Annotated in this window: 10 protein-coding genes; 3 read left to right on the top strand and 7 right to left on the bottom strand. The window is 48.5% G+C overall.

What is annotated here, in order from left to right:
* Positions 1–22 precede the first annotated feature (22 nt).
* Positions 23–2101: an elongation factor G gene (gene fusA, locus TBC1_RS04925; RefSeq protein ID WP_062039320.1), complete on the bottom strand. Its 2079-nt coding sequence runs from the start codon at positions 2099–2101 to the stop codon at positions 23–25.
* Positions 2102–2509: 408 nt separating this feature from the next.
* Between fusA and TBC1_RS04920 the strand changes: the two genes are divergently transcribed.
* Both TBC1_RS04920 and TBC1_RS04915 read left to right on the top strand, forming a co-directional pair.
* Positions 2510–2812: a DUF2752 domain-containing protein gene (locus TBC1_RS04920; RefSeq protein ID WP_062039317.1), complete on the top strand. Its 303-nt coding sequence runs from the start codon at positions 2510–2512 to the stop codon at positions 2810–2812.
* A 17-nt stretch (positions 2813–2829) separates the two neighbouring features.
* Entirely contained in the window at positions 2830–3186 is a 357-nt protein-coding gene (locus TBC1_RS04915; protein ID WP_062039314.1) for a TM2 domain-containing protein, read from the top strand.
* A gap of 29 nt (positions 3187–3215) precedes the next feature.
* Here the strand turns inward: TBC1_RS04915 and TBC1_RS04910 are convergent, their stop codons facing one another.
* The 6 genes from TBC1_RS04910 to TBC1_RS04885 form a co-directional block, all read right to left on the bottom strand.
* Positions 3216–4127, bottom strand: a complete 912-nt coding sequence (locus TBC1_RS04910) for a dihydroorotate dehydrogenase (protein ID WP_062039312.1) — start codon at positions 4125–4127, stop codon at positions 3216–3218.
* A 34-nt stretch (positions 4128–4161) separates the two neighbouring features.
* The gene (locus TBC1_RS04905) at positions 4162–4971 is read right to left on the bottom strand and encodes a dihydroorotate dehydrogenase electron transfer subunit (RefSeq protein WP_062039309.1); all 810 of its coding nucleotides are present in this window, start codon (positions 4969–4971) and stop codon (positions 4162–4164) included.
* A 57-nt stretch (positions 4972–5028) separates the two neighbouring features.
* Positions 5029–5463, bottom strand: coding sequence for a DUF5606 family protein (locus tag TBC1_RS04900; protein ID WP_062042789.1), 435 nt, complete (start codon positions 5461–5463; stop codon positions 5029–5031).
* A 940-nt stretch (positions 5464–6403) separates the two neighbouring features.
* Positions 6404–7585: an ATP-binding protein gene (locus TBC1_RS04895; protein ID WP_062039306.1), complete on the bottom strand. Its 1182-nt coding sequence runs from the start codon at positions 7583–7585 to the stop codon at positions 6404–6406.
* 135 nt (positions 7586–7720) lie between these two features.
* Complete coding sequence (locus tag TBC1_RS04890; RefSeq protein ID WP_062039303.1) at positions 7721–11227, bottom strand: T9SS type B sorting domain-containing protein; 3507 nt, start codon at positions 11225–11227, stop codon at positions 7721–7723.
* Positions 11228–11512: 285 nt separating this feature from the next.
* Positions 11513–12385 (bottom strand): glycosyltransferase family protein, encoded by an 873-nt coding sequence (locus TBC1_RS04885; RefSeq protein ID WP_062039300.1) that lies wholly within the window; start codon positions 12383–12385, stop codon positions 11513–11515.
* A 726-nt stretch (positions 12386–13111) separates the two neighbouring features.
* On the opposite strand from TBC1_RS04885, the gene TBC1_RS04880 reads away from it, so the two are divergent.
* Positions 13112–15736: a valine--tRNA ligase gene (locus TBC1_RS04880; protein WP_062039297.1), complete on the top strand. Its 2625-nt coding sequence runs from the start codon at positions 13112–13114 to the stop codon at positions 15734–15736.
* The last annotated feature ends 19 nt before the right edge of the window (positions 15737–15755 follow it).

The raw sequence follows: 15755 nt of genomic DNA, 5'->3' as shown, positions 1-15755 counted from the left end.
GTTTATATGTAAAGATAAAAGGTTATTTTCCTTCCTGTCTTTTCTTTTCGGCGATTTTTTTCAACGCTTCTTCCTGAATGGCTTTGCTTACCGGCATATACTGGTAAAATTCCATGGAATAGTTTGCACGGCCGCTCGAGAGGTTGCGAAGTGTTGTAGCATAACCGAACATCTCCTGCAGAGGAACGAAACCGTTAAGTTTCTGTGATCCTTTGCGGTGACGGCGCATGGATTCAATTCTGCCCCTTCTCTTGGTAAGGTTTCCGGTGATGTCACCGATGTATTCGTCGGGCGTATTGATTTCTATCTTCATCACAGGCTCAAGCAGCAGCGGGTTTGCTTTCATAAATCCCTGCTTGAAGCAGATGGAAGCACAGGTCTGGAAGGCAAAGTCGGAAGAGTCAACAGGGTGGAATTGTCCGTCGAGCAGTACAACTTTTACATCCACCACCGGGAAGCCGGCAAGTACACCGTCGGCAAGGGTTTTCAGGATGCCTTTGTTAACCGACGGGATATATTCGCCGGGAATGGCACCGCCCTTGATTTTGTCGATAAATTCATAACCTTTGCCTTCATTGGGCTCGATGCGGATCTGGGTCTGTGCAAACTGACCTTTACCACCGGTTTGTTTGGAGTGGCGGTATTCGACTTCCACTTCCTGGCTGATGGTTTCGCGGAAAGCCACGGCAGGTTCGCCAACCACCACGTCAAGACCGAATTCATGCTTCAGCCTGTCAACGATGATTTCGAGGTGAAGCTCACCCATCCCTGAGATAATGGTTTCTTCTGTTTCTTCATCAAAGCGGGCGTGAAACGAAGGATCTTCATTCACCAGTTTGGAGAGCGCTTCTCCCAGTTTACTCTGGTCTTTCCTGCTAGCAGGGTTGATTTTCAGCTCAATTACACTGGGTGGAATATGGATGGATTCAAGATGAAGCTGTTGTTCCATATCGCAGAGCGTATCGCCGGTTTTGGTGTATTTCAGACCGATCAGCGCGACAATATCGCCCGGGCCTGCCTCACTGACCTCTTCGCGGTCTTTGGCGCGGATTTTCAGGATACGTCCGATGCGCTCGGGTTTGCCCTTGGTGGAATTCATGAGTTGCATGCCTGACCGGAGTGAACCGGAATAAACCCTGACAAAAGTCTGCTGACCTACATAAGGATCGTGGATGAGTTTAAAGGCAAGGGCAGCAAATGGCTCCTTGGGCGAAGGATTGCGGTGACGGGCTTTTTCATGATCGTCAACATCCATGCCTACAACGGCGCCTTTGTCTACCGGAGACGGCAGATAATCTACAATCGCATCCAGCAGTTGGGTGATTCCTTTGTTTTTATAGGCAGCACCACAGAATACAGGAGTAATCAGTAATTTGAGCGTGGCTTCACGGGCTGCCCTTTTCAGCAATTCACCCGGAACTTCTTTGTCTTCCAGAAACAATTCCAGAATTTCCTCATTAAAATCGGCCAGGCGTTCAACCAGTTGGGCTTTGAAATCGCGCGCCTGAGTCCTGAACTCTTCGGGGATCTCAGAAACAATGGTCTCGGCTTCGTTGAATGTATAAAGTTTGCAATTCATCAGGTCGATGATTCCCTTGAATTCATCTTCCTGTCCAACCGGAATCTGAAAGGCAACGGCACGGGCATCGAGGTTGTCGTTCATCTGTTTGATGACATCGTGGTAATCGGCCCCGGTACGGTCTATCTTGTTTACAAACGCGATTCTGGGGACTTTATAACGCTCTGCCTGGTTCCATACGGTTTCACTCTGGGGCTCCACACCGCCTACCGCGCAGAACAAGGCAACCATGCCGTCGATTACACGCAGGGAACGTTCCACCTCAACGGTGAAGTCAACGTGACCGGGTGTATCGATGATATTGATCTGGGTACCGTTCCATGAACAGGAAATGGCTGCGGAGGCAATGGTGATGCCGCGCTCCTGCTCTTGTTTCATAAAGTCCATGGTTGATTGCCCGTCGTGGGTTTCACCGACTTTCCTGTTTACGCCGGTAAAAAAAAGCAGTCGTTCGGTGGTGGTTGTTTTGCCGGCATCAATGTGTGCGGCAATACCAATGTTTCTGAGGTTGTTTAAAGGCATCTTATGTTAAAGCTGAATTAAAGACTTATGATCGGGCGGGCAAAAATAGTGTAACTTCGTGAACTATTGATTGTCAAGATGTTAAATAATCGTTAAGTTTACTCAAGTCAATACTAACCGGTGCTCCGAAATGGCCGGCAAAGGTACAAATTTTATTATAACACCTGCTTAGCTGATGAAATTATTTTGTTTGGCAGAAATTGAATCATTATATCCATTGTTTTTAAGACTTGACAAAGCGCAGATCCTATAATGCAGGTTTGCATTATGGGGTTCCGGTTCCGGATTCAGTTTCTACCGTCCAAGCGCTTTTTTGCCCCGCCCACATCCGCTGATTCACATTTCAGCTATTTTAAATTGCACACAGGACGCAGACTTATCTATATTTGTCATTCATAGCAGCAAGCGATGAAAGAGAAACTCCGGCACGGTTGGCAGTACTTCAGGTCAAGGTTCGAAGCCCTTGTCTGGATCACCGGTTTGACGCTGATGGCGACAATGCAGCCTGCTGAAGCGCATGCAAGCTTTTGCCCGCTGAGGTTGTCGGGGCTTGGCTTCTGCCCGGGTTGCGGTCTGGGACATTCCATCGCCTGGTTGTTCAGGGGCGAGTTCGTTCAATCGTTTCATGCACATCCTCTGGGGTTGGCCGCTGTCGCAATTCTGCTCTGGAGAGTTTTTACAATACTAAGAAAACCAGTTTTTTATTATTAACAGTAAACTTTAAAATCATGGCAAACGTACTTTTACACCTGCCCGAACTGCAGGGGATGGAACTGAATCACATTCAGATGCTGATCAAGGACTTCAGCGATAAACAGGCACAGCAGTTTGCTGCCATATACCGTGCCCGTCGTAAAGACCCACAGATGGTTTTGTTGACATGCCTGGTAGGGTTGCTCGGCGTTGCCGGCATTCACCGGTTTATTCTGAATCAGGTCGGGATGGGAATTCTCTATTTTCTGACGGCCGGGTTGTGCTTTATCGGCACCATCGTCGATGCGGTTAACTATCAATCGCTGGCTTTTGAGTATAACCGGCAGGTTGCCTCCGAGGTAGCTCCTCTTGCTAAATCACTTACTGACTGATTGGTTAAGTACTGCCGGAACTTAAGAAGTTAAAGCAACAGTCCTCCGGTCAGTTCTTTAACCTCTGCAATGCTATGCCGGCGGAGATAGTCTTCGATGCCGGCTATAATTTTAACCGTAGTCCGGGGGTCGTTAAAGTTGGCAGTGCCAACCTGTATCGCCGAAGCCCCGGCCAGAAGGAATTCTATGGCGTCGGCGGCTGAACCTATGCCCCCAATCCCGATCACGGGGATCTTAACGGCTTTAGCCACCTGCCATACCATTCGTAAAGCGACGGGTTTTATGGCTGGTCCTGATAAACCGCCAGTAACGGTGGAAAGTACCGGTTTTCTTGTTTCCGGGTTAATGGCCATCCCCAGAAGGGTATTGATAAGCGATATCGCATCGGCTCCCGCCTCTTCCACTGCCAGAGCGATATCGGTGATGCTGGTTACATTGGGAGAAAGTTTTACTATGAGGGTTTTGTCGTAAACTTCCCGTACGGCACGGGTTACCGCAGTTGCTGAAGGACAGCTGGTGCCGAATGCCATTCCCCCTTCTTTCACATTGGGGCATGAGATGTTCAGTTCAATGGCCTGAATATGATCGAGGCGGTTTATTTTCTCCGCTACTTCAACATAACCTTCCACGGTTGAATCGGATACATTGGCTATGACGCAATTGTTATATTTTAGCAGCTTAGGGTAAATGTTTTCCACAAAATAGTCCACCCCTTTGTTCTGCAGACCTACCGCATTAAGCATTCCCATTGGCGTTTCAGCCATACGGGGATAAGGATTTCCTTCCCTGTGTTTAGAGGTGGTGGCTTTAACGATAATACCTCCCAGTGTGTTAACATCGATGAAGTCGTCGAACTCTTCGCCGTACCCAAAGGTGCCGGAAGCAGTCAGTACCGGATTTTTCAGCGTTAGGTTGTGAATTTTAACGTTCAGGTCAGGCATGGATTGATGTTTAAATTATTCCGGTGAATATTTATTACTGATCGAGGCTGCATCCGGTTTCGGTTTCGGATGTCCAGTTTATAAGCTTTTTCGGATTAAATACAGGTCCTTCCGTGCAGACGCACTGATTACCCTTGTGTGTTTCCACCACGCAGCAGAGGCAGGCGCCTATTCCGCAAGCCATGGTGTTTTCGAGGGAAACCTCGCAGTCGATATGGTTTGTTTCAGCGATATGTGCTACAGCCCGCATCATACCGTCGGGGCCGCAACAATAAATTTTGCTGAACGACTGAACCCTTTTAGCAAGAACCGGGTGAGCGGTAACCATACCTTTTTCGCCCAGGGTGCCGTCTTCGGTGGAGACGTAAACAGTGCCAAACGCCCGGTAATCGTCGGCCAGCAGTACGTCGCCCGCCGATTTGCCGCCGATAAGCATATTCACCTTATTGCCCTGTCTGAAAAGCTGTTCTGCAAGGAAGTATAAGGGAGCTACACCGCATCCTCCGCCCACCAGCAGTACTTCCGAATTGCGCGTAAGCGTGAAACCGTTGCCCAGGGGCATCATAATGTTCAGGATATCGTCTTTTTTGAGTGCCGACAAATGCCGGGTACCTTCGCCGACTGATTTTATAAGCAGATGCATAGTATTGGCGCCGCGATCGACCCGGTGGATGGAAAACGGCCGCCGCAAATAGGTAGAGGGCGAACCATCCACCCGCACTTCAGCAAACTGACCGGGAAACATCACCGGCAAAGGTTCGTTACTCCCCAGTTCGAGCAGGTGGTGATTCTGGTTAAGTGCCCTGTTGGAGAGCACTTTAAGATCAAGTATGTATTTTTTCATAGGTCAGGGTCATGGGATAAAAGTAAAAAAAAGTCCGTAAACTTTACGGACTGACTTTTATTCATCAACTGTGGATTCGCCGCCGCTTTCCGAAGTGGTTTCAGGTTCGGAGAAGTCCAGCATGTTATGCTGCTGCAGGAGGTTGTACCATGACACTACTTTCTGCATATGCGAAACGTACACCCTTTCTTTATCATAATCCGGAACCATCTCTCCGAAGAAGGTCTTTAGCTTTGCATTGTCATTCCTGAAATCCGGTGCTGCTTTACCTTCTAACTTCGTATAAATATCTTTCAGGATTTCCCTGAGCGGCTTGTCTTCAGTTTCAGTGAAAATGCTGATTTCTTCAAGAGAACTGATTTTCTCGTGGGCAAACGCCTGAATCCGCTTCTGGTCAATCAGTGATTCAACTATAATTCCGTTTTTCGCCTGGGCGACCATTTTGTAGAGTCCCGGTTTGCCGCCAATGGCCATAATCTCTTTCAAGTCCATAAAAATTCCTGATTTTTTGCAAAAGTATAAAATATCGGGAATTCTGCATTCGCGAATTTTAAAATGTGTATGAATCTGCCTCAGCCCCCGCCCTCTGTCGATTTGTGATTCCTCCTTTGTCGGAATGACTTTGTGCAGCAGGTGGTTATGGGGAGCGCGTGGTGGCAAAGCAGTCACCTGTTTCTTTTCAGCCGCCACCTGCTCAATAAAAGGCGATCCGTCATTTCAAGCCTAGCGGGAAATCTGATGGAAAAGAGCAATTTCCGGCTTGAGATTCCTCCTTCGTCGGAATGACGGCTTGCCTGTTGGTAAAAGACTGACGCGGGTGGCGGCAATACGGACACCTGCTTCTGATCAGCCGCCAACCGCTCCAGTTTAATAAAAGGCGGCCCGTCATATCGGGCGCAGCGAGAAATCTGATGGAAAAGAGCAATACCCGGATTGAGATTCCTCCTTCGTCGGAATGACGGCTTGCCTGTTGGTAAAAGACTGACGCGGGTGGCGGCAAAAAGGATGCCTGCTTCAGTTCAGCCGCCACCCGCTCCCGCTGAATAAAAAGCGGTTCGTCATTTTGAGCGTAGCGAGAAAATTGATGGAATAGAGGGATTCCCGGGTTGAGATTCCTCCTTCGTCAGATGTAGGTTATGGAGTTACCTCATCAAGGCTACACTCCCCCTCATCCTCACAACCTTCCCCTCCATATCCGAATAACTTATTACCCGGCAAATAAATCCCCGTTGGCACATTCTTTCTATACCATCACTAAGAGGGCAAAGCCCGACCCCGGCAGAATTCATGAGAAGCCGGGTTGAGGTGCTATTATATTCAGGGCTACACTCCCTTTCAAGTCAGCATTTTTTTAAAGCTCATGGGGTAATTATCAGATAATCCTACCGGTGAAGGGGGCAAGTTATCCGTTTATCTGAAATTCCTGCACGATTTAATAAATACTCCCTCCCCAGATAAAGTTTCTGAAACCAGATAGTGGAGGATAACGACCTATAAGTTTATAATTTTTCAAATCAACCATTGCAGCTCTTGCTTCAAGAGTTTTAAGGTCTGAAGCCGTACAGGTTTCTTTTACCTCAAAGGCTGTTTGCCGGTCAAGTATAAAGTCTATTTCGGTTCCTGATGATTTTTCAAAGAAATTCAAATCACCTCTTAATGAAAGTTGCCCACATATTGCGTTCTCAAATATAGCACCGCTACTCAACGTGCCCGTTATATTTAATAACCCGTTGTCGGTAAAATAGATCTTTGCCTGTTTGCTTACTTCTTTATCAATACCTGATGTAAAAGGTTTAACCAATCGAATGAAGTAGGTGTATTCCAGCAGGTTGATATATTCTTTCACCTTATGGCGGTTCAGACCGGTGATTGCAGCTATCTTTGAATAATCAACACGACTTCCAACCCTGTTTGCCAGAAGTTTGATTAATTTATACAACCCATCACTGGCTGAAAAATCTGATAGCAGCTTTATGTCAAGTTCAATATAGGAGTTCAGAATGTCCTTCAGGTAGTTGATTTTATCTTCGGGATCATGTGTCAATGCTACCTCAGGAAATCCTCCATATTTAATATAATGCTCATAATGGTGATTATAATACTCATAAAACACATGATGAAAATCTATAAGAGATGCATCCTTCAATTTGCGAATATCTGCATCATTAAAAAGTAAATATTCTTCAAAATCCAGCGGCCACAATTCAAATATTTGTTTGCGACCTGCCAGACTTTCAGAAAAATGATTTTTTAAATAAAATGAGCTCGAACCGGTAGCTAAAATCTTAATATCAAAAGAATCATAAAGGCTCTTGATTACGCTGGTACTATTAGGCACCAGTTGTATTTCATCAAGTGCCAAAACAGGGGAATTGCTCAGATCCAATCCGAGGAATTCCAGGCCACGCTCAATCGTTTTATAGGAATCTTCATTAAATAATGCCCTGTTCTCGATTCTTTCAAAGTCAAGGTAAAGTTTATTTTTATGTGGAACCTGATCAAGAAGATAATTCAGGGCGGTAGACTTACCAACCCTCCTGAGGCCAGTGATCACAGTAATTTGTTTTTTCGAAAGATGCCTGGCAAGAAGGGGAAATGCTTTTCTGATTATCATTGCTTTTGGAAAATTTGTACAAATATAATACAAAAAAGGGGATAAAATGTATGCTATTGTTACAATAATATCGCACCGCGCTATTTCTTTGCAATGCCAAATGGCATTAACTTGAGGAGAGGGTAGGGCAAGGTTTTACTTCACCAACGCCACACTCCCCCTCATCTTCACCACCTTCCCCGCCATATCCGAATAACTGATCACCCAGCTATACACTCCGGCCGGTGCATCCTTCCCATTCCATCCCTCTGCCGGGTTGGTGGTTTCGAAGATCAGTTGCCCCCAACGATTGTAGATTACCATGCTGAACTGCCGCACCCTTTCGTAATCAACTACCGGGCGGAAGGTGTCGTTAAGTCCGTCGTTGTTGGGGGTGAAGGCGTTGGGGACAAGAAAAGGTGATTCGGCTTCCGGCATTTTAAGATAAGTGGAATCAGCACCCGCGCATAGGTCGTGAGTGGTGAGCTGAAGGGTGTAAAGGCCTTCGGTGTTTACGGTGATTTCGGGCAGGGTGTCGCCGGTACTCCACAGGTAAGAGGCATAACCCGCAGGGCCGGCAAGCAGGTATTCGTTTTCAAACAGAATGGTATCCTGCAAAAACCAGTCGCGTGGATTCGGCATAACCTGCAGGGTGAGCAGGGTGGAATCGCTGCAGCCAAGGGCGTCGGTAACTATCAGTGCGTATGTGCCGGCATTGTCAATCGTTGCATTGGTCACAGTAAGTCCGGCCTGCGCAGAGGTTTCCCCGGAAGGTGCTTTCCATTGATAGGTCATTTCACCGGTGCCACCAGAGATTTCAAGAGTATAGGTAAAACTGCTGCCTTCGCAGATTGCAGTTACATAAGATTCAGCAAGGCCGGGTGCTGATGTCACGACCATGTTTCCATTCGTGTAATCAACCGGAATCGAAAGACCATTGTTATCGAGGAACAGGTTTACACCCGGTGCGGCATCCCATCTCAGTTCTGAGGCCCCTTCCGGACCGGCTTCGAAAACCAGATCCAGTATTTTCGCATTGTCAGGGAGCGACACGACGCCGGAACCTGACCATTCAATTATAATTTTTCCGGCTTCAGGGATCAGGTAAGGCTGCATGCCGGCCTGAAGCTGACCGTGGACATCCGTATATCCAAGACATTCCATGATGGCAGGATTGTAGTCAAGCGTAACCTTAAACGATCTGACCCCGTTGAAATTGCTGACATACAGCGGGGAAAACGCCGGGTTGCCCGAACAGGCCGACCCGTCACCGACGATGGCATTGAGATAAACAATTTCAAGGGTGGTGATGGTGATGGAAATGTAGGTACTGCATCCGTTTTCATCGGTTACTTCGCAAAGATAATCCCCGGCGGGGAGGTCGTCGAAGTAGCCATCGTTGATCTGCGTGATGCCGTTTACGGTATAGTAAATGGTGTCGCCTGCCGCGGACTGCGCTGTAAGGATAATTGTACCATCCGACTGTCCGGCCGTTGCAGGCAGCATCAGATGGTCTGTGATCTCCGGCCCGTCAGGGCTTGTGACCATTACCGGTTGCCCGTAAACGCTGGTACATCCGGTTGAATCGGAGGCCCAGGCATAATAAATCCCCGGGGCAAGGCCGGTAAACAGGCCGTTGTGCCATTGCGTCAGGGTATCGTTTTCACGCCTGATGAAGTATTGAATTCTTGAACCCAGCCCGGATACGGCAATGACAAATATTTCCGCATTGGCCTCATTACACAGGGCGTTTGTATTTGTAACCGTGTCAATCAGGAGGTTTCCGACATCCCTGATTTCGAAATTGGTTGCAGGCATGTTGCATCCATTTCCATCGGTGAAAGTCAGCTGATAAACACCCACCCCCAGATTATAAAGGTTGGGTGTTTGGCCTGCAGGGTTGCCGGAAATTATTTCCGTCCAGTTATAAGTAAACGGTGCCTGCCCGTTAATGCCGAGTCCGGTTATGGCCCCCGTCTGTCCGCCGCAGGTGGTCGGGCTTACAACAAGATTGTCTGTAATAAGGACGGCTGAAGGGTGATGCACCACCTGAACAGTATCGGTAAACGCGCAATCACCTTCGTTACGAACTTCAACCCAGTATTCGCCGGGAGTGTTCACGGTTATCTGCGGACTGAAGGAGCCATTGCTCCACAGATAAGAAGCATATCCGGGTCCGGGGGTCAGTACCGTGTTTCCGCCTGCACAGATTTTTATGGTATCGCCCAGCGAAAAAACAGGCAAACCGAAAATATGAACGCTTCTGGTGGAAGTATGCTGCGTGCCGTTAGGAAAAACAACGGTAACCGACACCTCGTATTCGCCGGGCGTTGTGTAGATGTGCCAGGGGTCGGCGTCCGTACTTGTGTTGGCTGCGCCGCTTGCCGGATCGCCGAAATTCCAGAGCCAGGAAACGGGTGCCGGTGAAAATCTTGAATCAAACTTAATGGTATCACCTTCACAGCTTCCCGCCCACTCGAATTCGGCCATAAATGAACTGATAAAAGTCGGGAGTCCCTCCCAGGGATTGAAGGTTTCAACGACCATTAATTCAATATTGCATGCTTCGCCTTTTGCCGAAGGATTGTTGATGGCTGAAAGATATCCGTTGATACTGGTTCCGTTATCTTCGGACTGGGCAAAATATATTTTACCGTTATTTGCTAAAAGCAGGTTTCCGTAGCCAAAAACAGATGAGTCTCTGACCATTACAACTTTTGCATCCATGAACTGGGTAAGGTCAGCTGCTTTACTCATTTCATACTGCGCGATCCATCTTTCATGCAAAGCAACCGACGGCCGGTAGATTCCTTCACTCATGTAAAGATAGTCGGAATTTGCCGAGAACTCAATGCCCTGTACCGACTGTGACCCCCTGTTGAATAGCAGCACCGGTGTAAGTTGTCCGGTAACATTGTTGAAACGGTATATTTCGGTCATTCCCTGATGCCCTGCGGTGCCGTTGCGGTCAGCAAACACAAGATACTTGCCGTCAGCCGAAATTTTCATGTATTCCGACTGATTTCCTTCGGCCGGAAAGTTGAGGATGCAGTTTGAAACTACCGGAGTCTGGTTTACTCCTGACTGATCCACCAGATAGCTGAGAAACTTATTGGGGCTGCGGTGGTTGCGCAGGATGACCCAGTAGGCATCCCGGCTTCCGTGTTTTACTCCCTGAATGGTTTCGTAGGTGCTGTCGGCGGCAATCAGGGGTATGTTTTTCTGGCCTTCAATGATTCCGCCCAGACCCCCGTCAAGGGCCATGTCGATGACCGAGTATTCCGAGCCTGCCCTGTTGGTAGTGCCTGATCTTCCGCCAACCGTGAAAAAATAGAATTTGCCCGGATCGCCCGGTTTGGGAAATGCAATGCACGGGTTGGTCGCAAAAGCTGCAGCCATCAACCCGTCGCTGTTCAACATTAAATCATAGTTTCTGTTAAAAAGTTCTATCCCGTCAGAATAAAACAATAAATTTCCGGCACTATCGGATAAGGACGTTGAACCATAGAATGAAAAGAGTCCGTTGGGAGCGGGAACGTATGCCGGTGAGCCCGAGGAAAAACTGATCCAGGAACTCCAGCCGAAAATCCAGTTATCGGCTTCGCGCTGGGCCGAAACACTGAGGGAAATAATGCAAAGGCCCAGTATCAGCAATCGCTTCATGTAAAATTGTTTAACTATTGCAGATGATTTTCCCAAAAATAGCTATTATTTATAAAATCGTCAGTTCTTTATGAGTAAAATGCCATGAAATTATCCGGGAAAATATCCGGCCTTGGTCCGGATGCTTTACTTTTCTTCAGACGCTCCGCTTTGCCGAATATATTAGTGCGGTATGAAAAGGCTTATCTCTCAATGATTTCCGTATTGCTAATTTCCTAATTCAAGTTATTCTTAAATTTTCATATGCATAAATTATCACTTCTTCACATTCTCACATTCTCACATTTATTTTATTACCCGGTAATTCCGGTACTCTCCAATCCTCCATCCAGTAAGGCTTTCGATGAAATGCAGCAATCTTGATTTAAAGGGCAGGCGTTTTTGGGTGGGATCGAAACTGAACAGCCAGTTAAGCCGGTTGATGCGGTTCTGCATTACAGCCGGATGGGTTCCTTTGAAAAGGGCCAGGGAGTCGATGCCGGAATAGTCGAAACTGTCAGCTTTCGGGATTTTCTTCTCCACCCACTCATCGTTGTGCCAGAGTTTATGGAAGTATTCCTGCTTGGCCTGCTGCAGCTCGGGTGGTTTTACCCAGCCATAGTGATACATGGTTGCTTCAACGGGTTTCACGTTCAGCGGACGGCCGTCTTTGCGGAAGCCCTGGGCGTCGCGGTAGGAGCGGATTGACTTATCGTTGCGGATTACCCTCACCTCGCGCCGGTACCAGCGCCGGCTGTCGCCGATGTAGTCGTAGGAGCCGTAAAAATGGGTGTAATTCAGCAGCAGTCCTTCCACCCGTGGATCATCCTTCCAACGCAGCATCGCTTCTCTGACAGGCTCCAGGTATTGCTCGTGCAACACCTCATCGCCCTGTATGTAAAATGCCCAGTCGCTGTCGCTGTTCAGGGCGTCAAAGGCCTTATCGGTTTCCAAAGCCAGCACGCGTCCGCCTTCACGCAGACTGTCGTCCCAAACGGTATCGATGATCCGGATCTTGGGGGAACCTATGCCCAGGATCAGGTCACGGGTGCCGTCCTCGGAATTGCCGACTGCCACCACGAATTCATCGCAGATCGGAAGTATGGAGGTGATGGCTTCCACCACAGGATAATCGAATTTAACGGCATTGCGGATAAAGGTGAAACCGGAGACTTTCATTGGTTTGAGTTTTTGCAAAAGTAAGGAGTTTTGATATTTCGGATTTTTGATTTTTGAATTCGGATTGATATGATTGACCGTGCTGATGGTTGTTTTTCATAAAGACAGGATTCACAGGATTTACAGGATTTAATAGTTTGGCAGGATTAACAGGATTGACAGGATTTAATTGGTTGACAGTATTGACAGGATCAGGAGGTCTCAGATGCCGGACATAATTTCAGGTAAACCAGTTATTTTATAATTCTAACCTCAACCCTGGTTGCTGAGCGACGGTTGGTGAGCGACGGTGGTCGAGCGATGGTGGTCGAGCGTAGCCGAGACCAGCCGAGACCAGCCGAACCAAGCCGAAACACAACCTCAGCCTCAACCCTGGTTGCTGAACGACGGTGGTCAAGCGATTCCGATCCCGATCGCCATCGGGACTATCGGAACGAGACCAGCCGAAGCACAACCTCAACCTCAGCCCCAACCCTGGTTGCTGAGCGACGGTGGTCGAGGGACGGTGATCGAGCGACGGTGGTCGAGCGACGGTGGTCGAGCGGAGCCGAGACCAGCCGAGACCAGCCGAGCCAAGCCGAAACCAGCCGAGCCAAGCCGAAACACAACCTCAACCTCTACTCCGGCAGTCTCAAAATCTTACTCTCAGCGTGAATTTCAATCCGGCTTCCGGCTCCGTTTTTTTTACTACTTTTGCACCTTCTAAGAAATCAGCTTTCATTACACATGGAAATTCCCGCCAAATACGACCCTTCGGGCATTGAGAACAAATGGTACCAATACTGGCTCGACAATAAATTCTTTCATTCGGTTCCGGACGAGCGCGAACCATATACCATAGTGATCCCTCCGCCCAACGTTACCGGAGTGCTTCACATGGGCCACATGCTCAACAATACCATTCAGGATGTGCTGGTGCGGCGTGCCCGGATGCAGGGGAAAAACGCCCTGTGGCTGCCGGGAACGGATCATGCTTCCATCGCGACGGAAGCCAAGGTGGTGGCCAAACTTAAAGAAGAAGGCATCGAAAAATCGTCGCTTACCCGTGAAGAGTTTCTGGCACATGCCTGGGAATGGAAGGAAAAACACGGTGGTATCATCCTGGAACAGCTGAAGAAACTCGGCGCTTCCTGCGACTGGGAACGCACAAAGTTTACCATGGACGAATCCATGTACGAGTCGGTGATCGATGTGTTTATTGACCTGTACAACAAGGGACTTATCTACCGCGGGGTGCGTATGGTGAACTGGGACCCCAAAGCCCTGACCGCCCTCAGCGATGAGGAGGTGATTTACAAAGAAGTTAAATCAAAACTTTATTACGTCCGTTATAAGGTTGAAGACAGCGCCGACGAATGGGTTACCATCGCCACCACCCGTCCCGAGACCATTCTGGGCGATACGGCGGTATGTTACCATCCTGAAGACGAGCGGTTTAAACACCTTGCCGGGAAACGCGTACTGGTGCCCCTGGTCAAACGGTCGGTTCCTATGATCGCCGATGAATATGTGGATCGCGAGTTTGGTACCGGATGCCTTAAAATCACGCCTGCCCACGATATCAACGACTACAATATCGGGCTGAAACACAATCTGGAGTCCATCGATATTTTCAACAACAACGGAACGCTGAACGAGAAAGCCCTGCTATACGTCGGACAGGACCGTTTTGCCGTGCGCGAACGGATTGTTGAAGACCTGCTGAATCACGGCCATATCCTTAAAATTGAGGACTATGTGAATAACGTTGGTTTCTCGGAGCGTACCGACGAGGTGATTGAACCCAAGCTTTCGGTGCAGTGGTTCATGAAAATGGATGAAATGGCCAAACCGGCCCTGGATGTGGTGATGAACGACACGGTGAAGTTTCATCCCGAGAAATTCAAAAATACCTACCGCCACTGGATGGAGAATGTACGCGACTGGTGCATCAGCCGTCAGCTTTGGTGGGGACAGCGGATTCCCGCCTATTATCTTAAAACAGGAGAGGTTATCGTTGCGAAATCGATTGAGGAGGCGCTCGAAAAAGCCCGTATTCTCACCGGAAATTCCGCATTGCTCCCTCAGGACCTCAGGCAGGACGAGGATGTGCTGGATACCTGGTTTTCCTCCTGGCTGTGGCCCATCTCTGTATTCGACGGCATCCGTAATCCGGGTAATCCCGATATAAAATACTATTACCCGACCAACGATCTGGTAACCGCGCCGGAGATCCTGTTCTTCTGGGTTGCCCGGATGATCATGGCAGGGCTTGAATATCAGCATGATATCCCGTTTAAAAATGTTTACCTGACTGGGATTGTAAGAGATAAGCTTGGCCGTAAGATGTCGAAGTCACTCGGCAATTCGCCCGATCCGCTGGAGCTGATTTCACGGTTCGGCGCCGACGGAGTAAGGGTGGGAATGCTGCTCACATCCCCGGCAGGGAACGACCTTCCGTTTGATGAAAGCCTCTGCGAGCAGGGACGCAACTTCAGCAATAAAATATGGAATGCACTCCGGCTGGTCAAAGGATGGACCATCGACCCGGAGTTACCCCAGCCCGCCTATGCCACGGTGGCTGTGCAGTGGTTTGAGTCGCGGTTTAACGATGCCCTGGCGCAGATTGAGGAGAACTTCAGTAAATACAGGCTGTCGGAAGCCCTGATGGCAGTGTATAAACTGGTGTGGGACGACTTTTGCGCATGGTACCTCGAGATGGTGAAGCCCGGCTATCAGCAACCCATCGACCCGGCTACCATGTCGGCAACCACAGCATTTTTCGGCAGGCTGATGCAGGTGCTGCACCCCTTTATGCCTTTTATTACCGAGGAAATATGGCAACTGCTCGAAGAGCGTAAACCAGGCGAAAGCATTATGGTAAGTACAATACCGGTCTCCGGAACTTATGATTCAGCGTTGCTGTCGGCCTTCGAACATGCAGAACAGGTCGTGATCGGTATCAGAAACATGCGCAAGGAGAAAAACATTGCCTTTAAGGACAGTATTGAACTGCTTATTAAAGGGGAGAACCCTGCATCCGCTTATGACGGGGTGGTGGCCAAGCTGGGGAATGTGAGCGCCTTAAGATATGTGGATGATAAACCATCGGCTGCCGCAGGTTTTCTTGTAAAATCCACTGAATATTACATTCCCCTTGGCGAAGGCGTGGACCTGGCTGAGGAGCGTGAAAAATTGCAAAAAGAACTGGATTATATGCAGGGATTTCTTGATTCAGTGATGAAAAAACTGGGCAACGAACGCTTCGTCAGCAATGCAAAACCTGAAATTGTTGATAATGAAAAGCGTAAGCAGGCCGATGCTGAAGCAAAAATTCAACTGCTCAAAGCCCGGCTCGGAGAATTGAAATAGATTTCCGGTGTTTATTACG

Origin of the sequence: Lentimicrobium saccharophilum, from assembly GCF_001192835.1 — a bacterium.
In the GTDB taxonomy this organism is placed as follows: domain Bacteria; phylum Bacteroidota; class Bacteroidia; order Bacteroidales; family Lentimicrobiaceae; genus Lentimicrobium; species Lentimicrobium saccharophilum.
The sequence above is the reverse complement of the archived record's forward strand: the minus strand, read 5'-3'. Positions and strand labels throughout refer to the sequence as shown.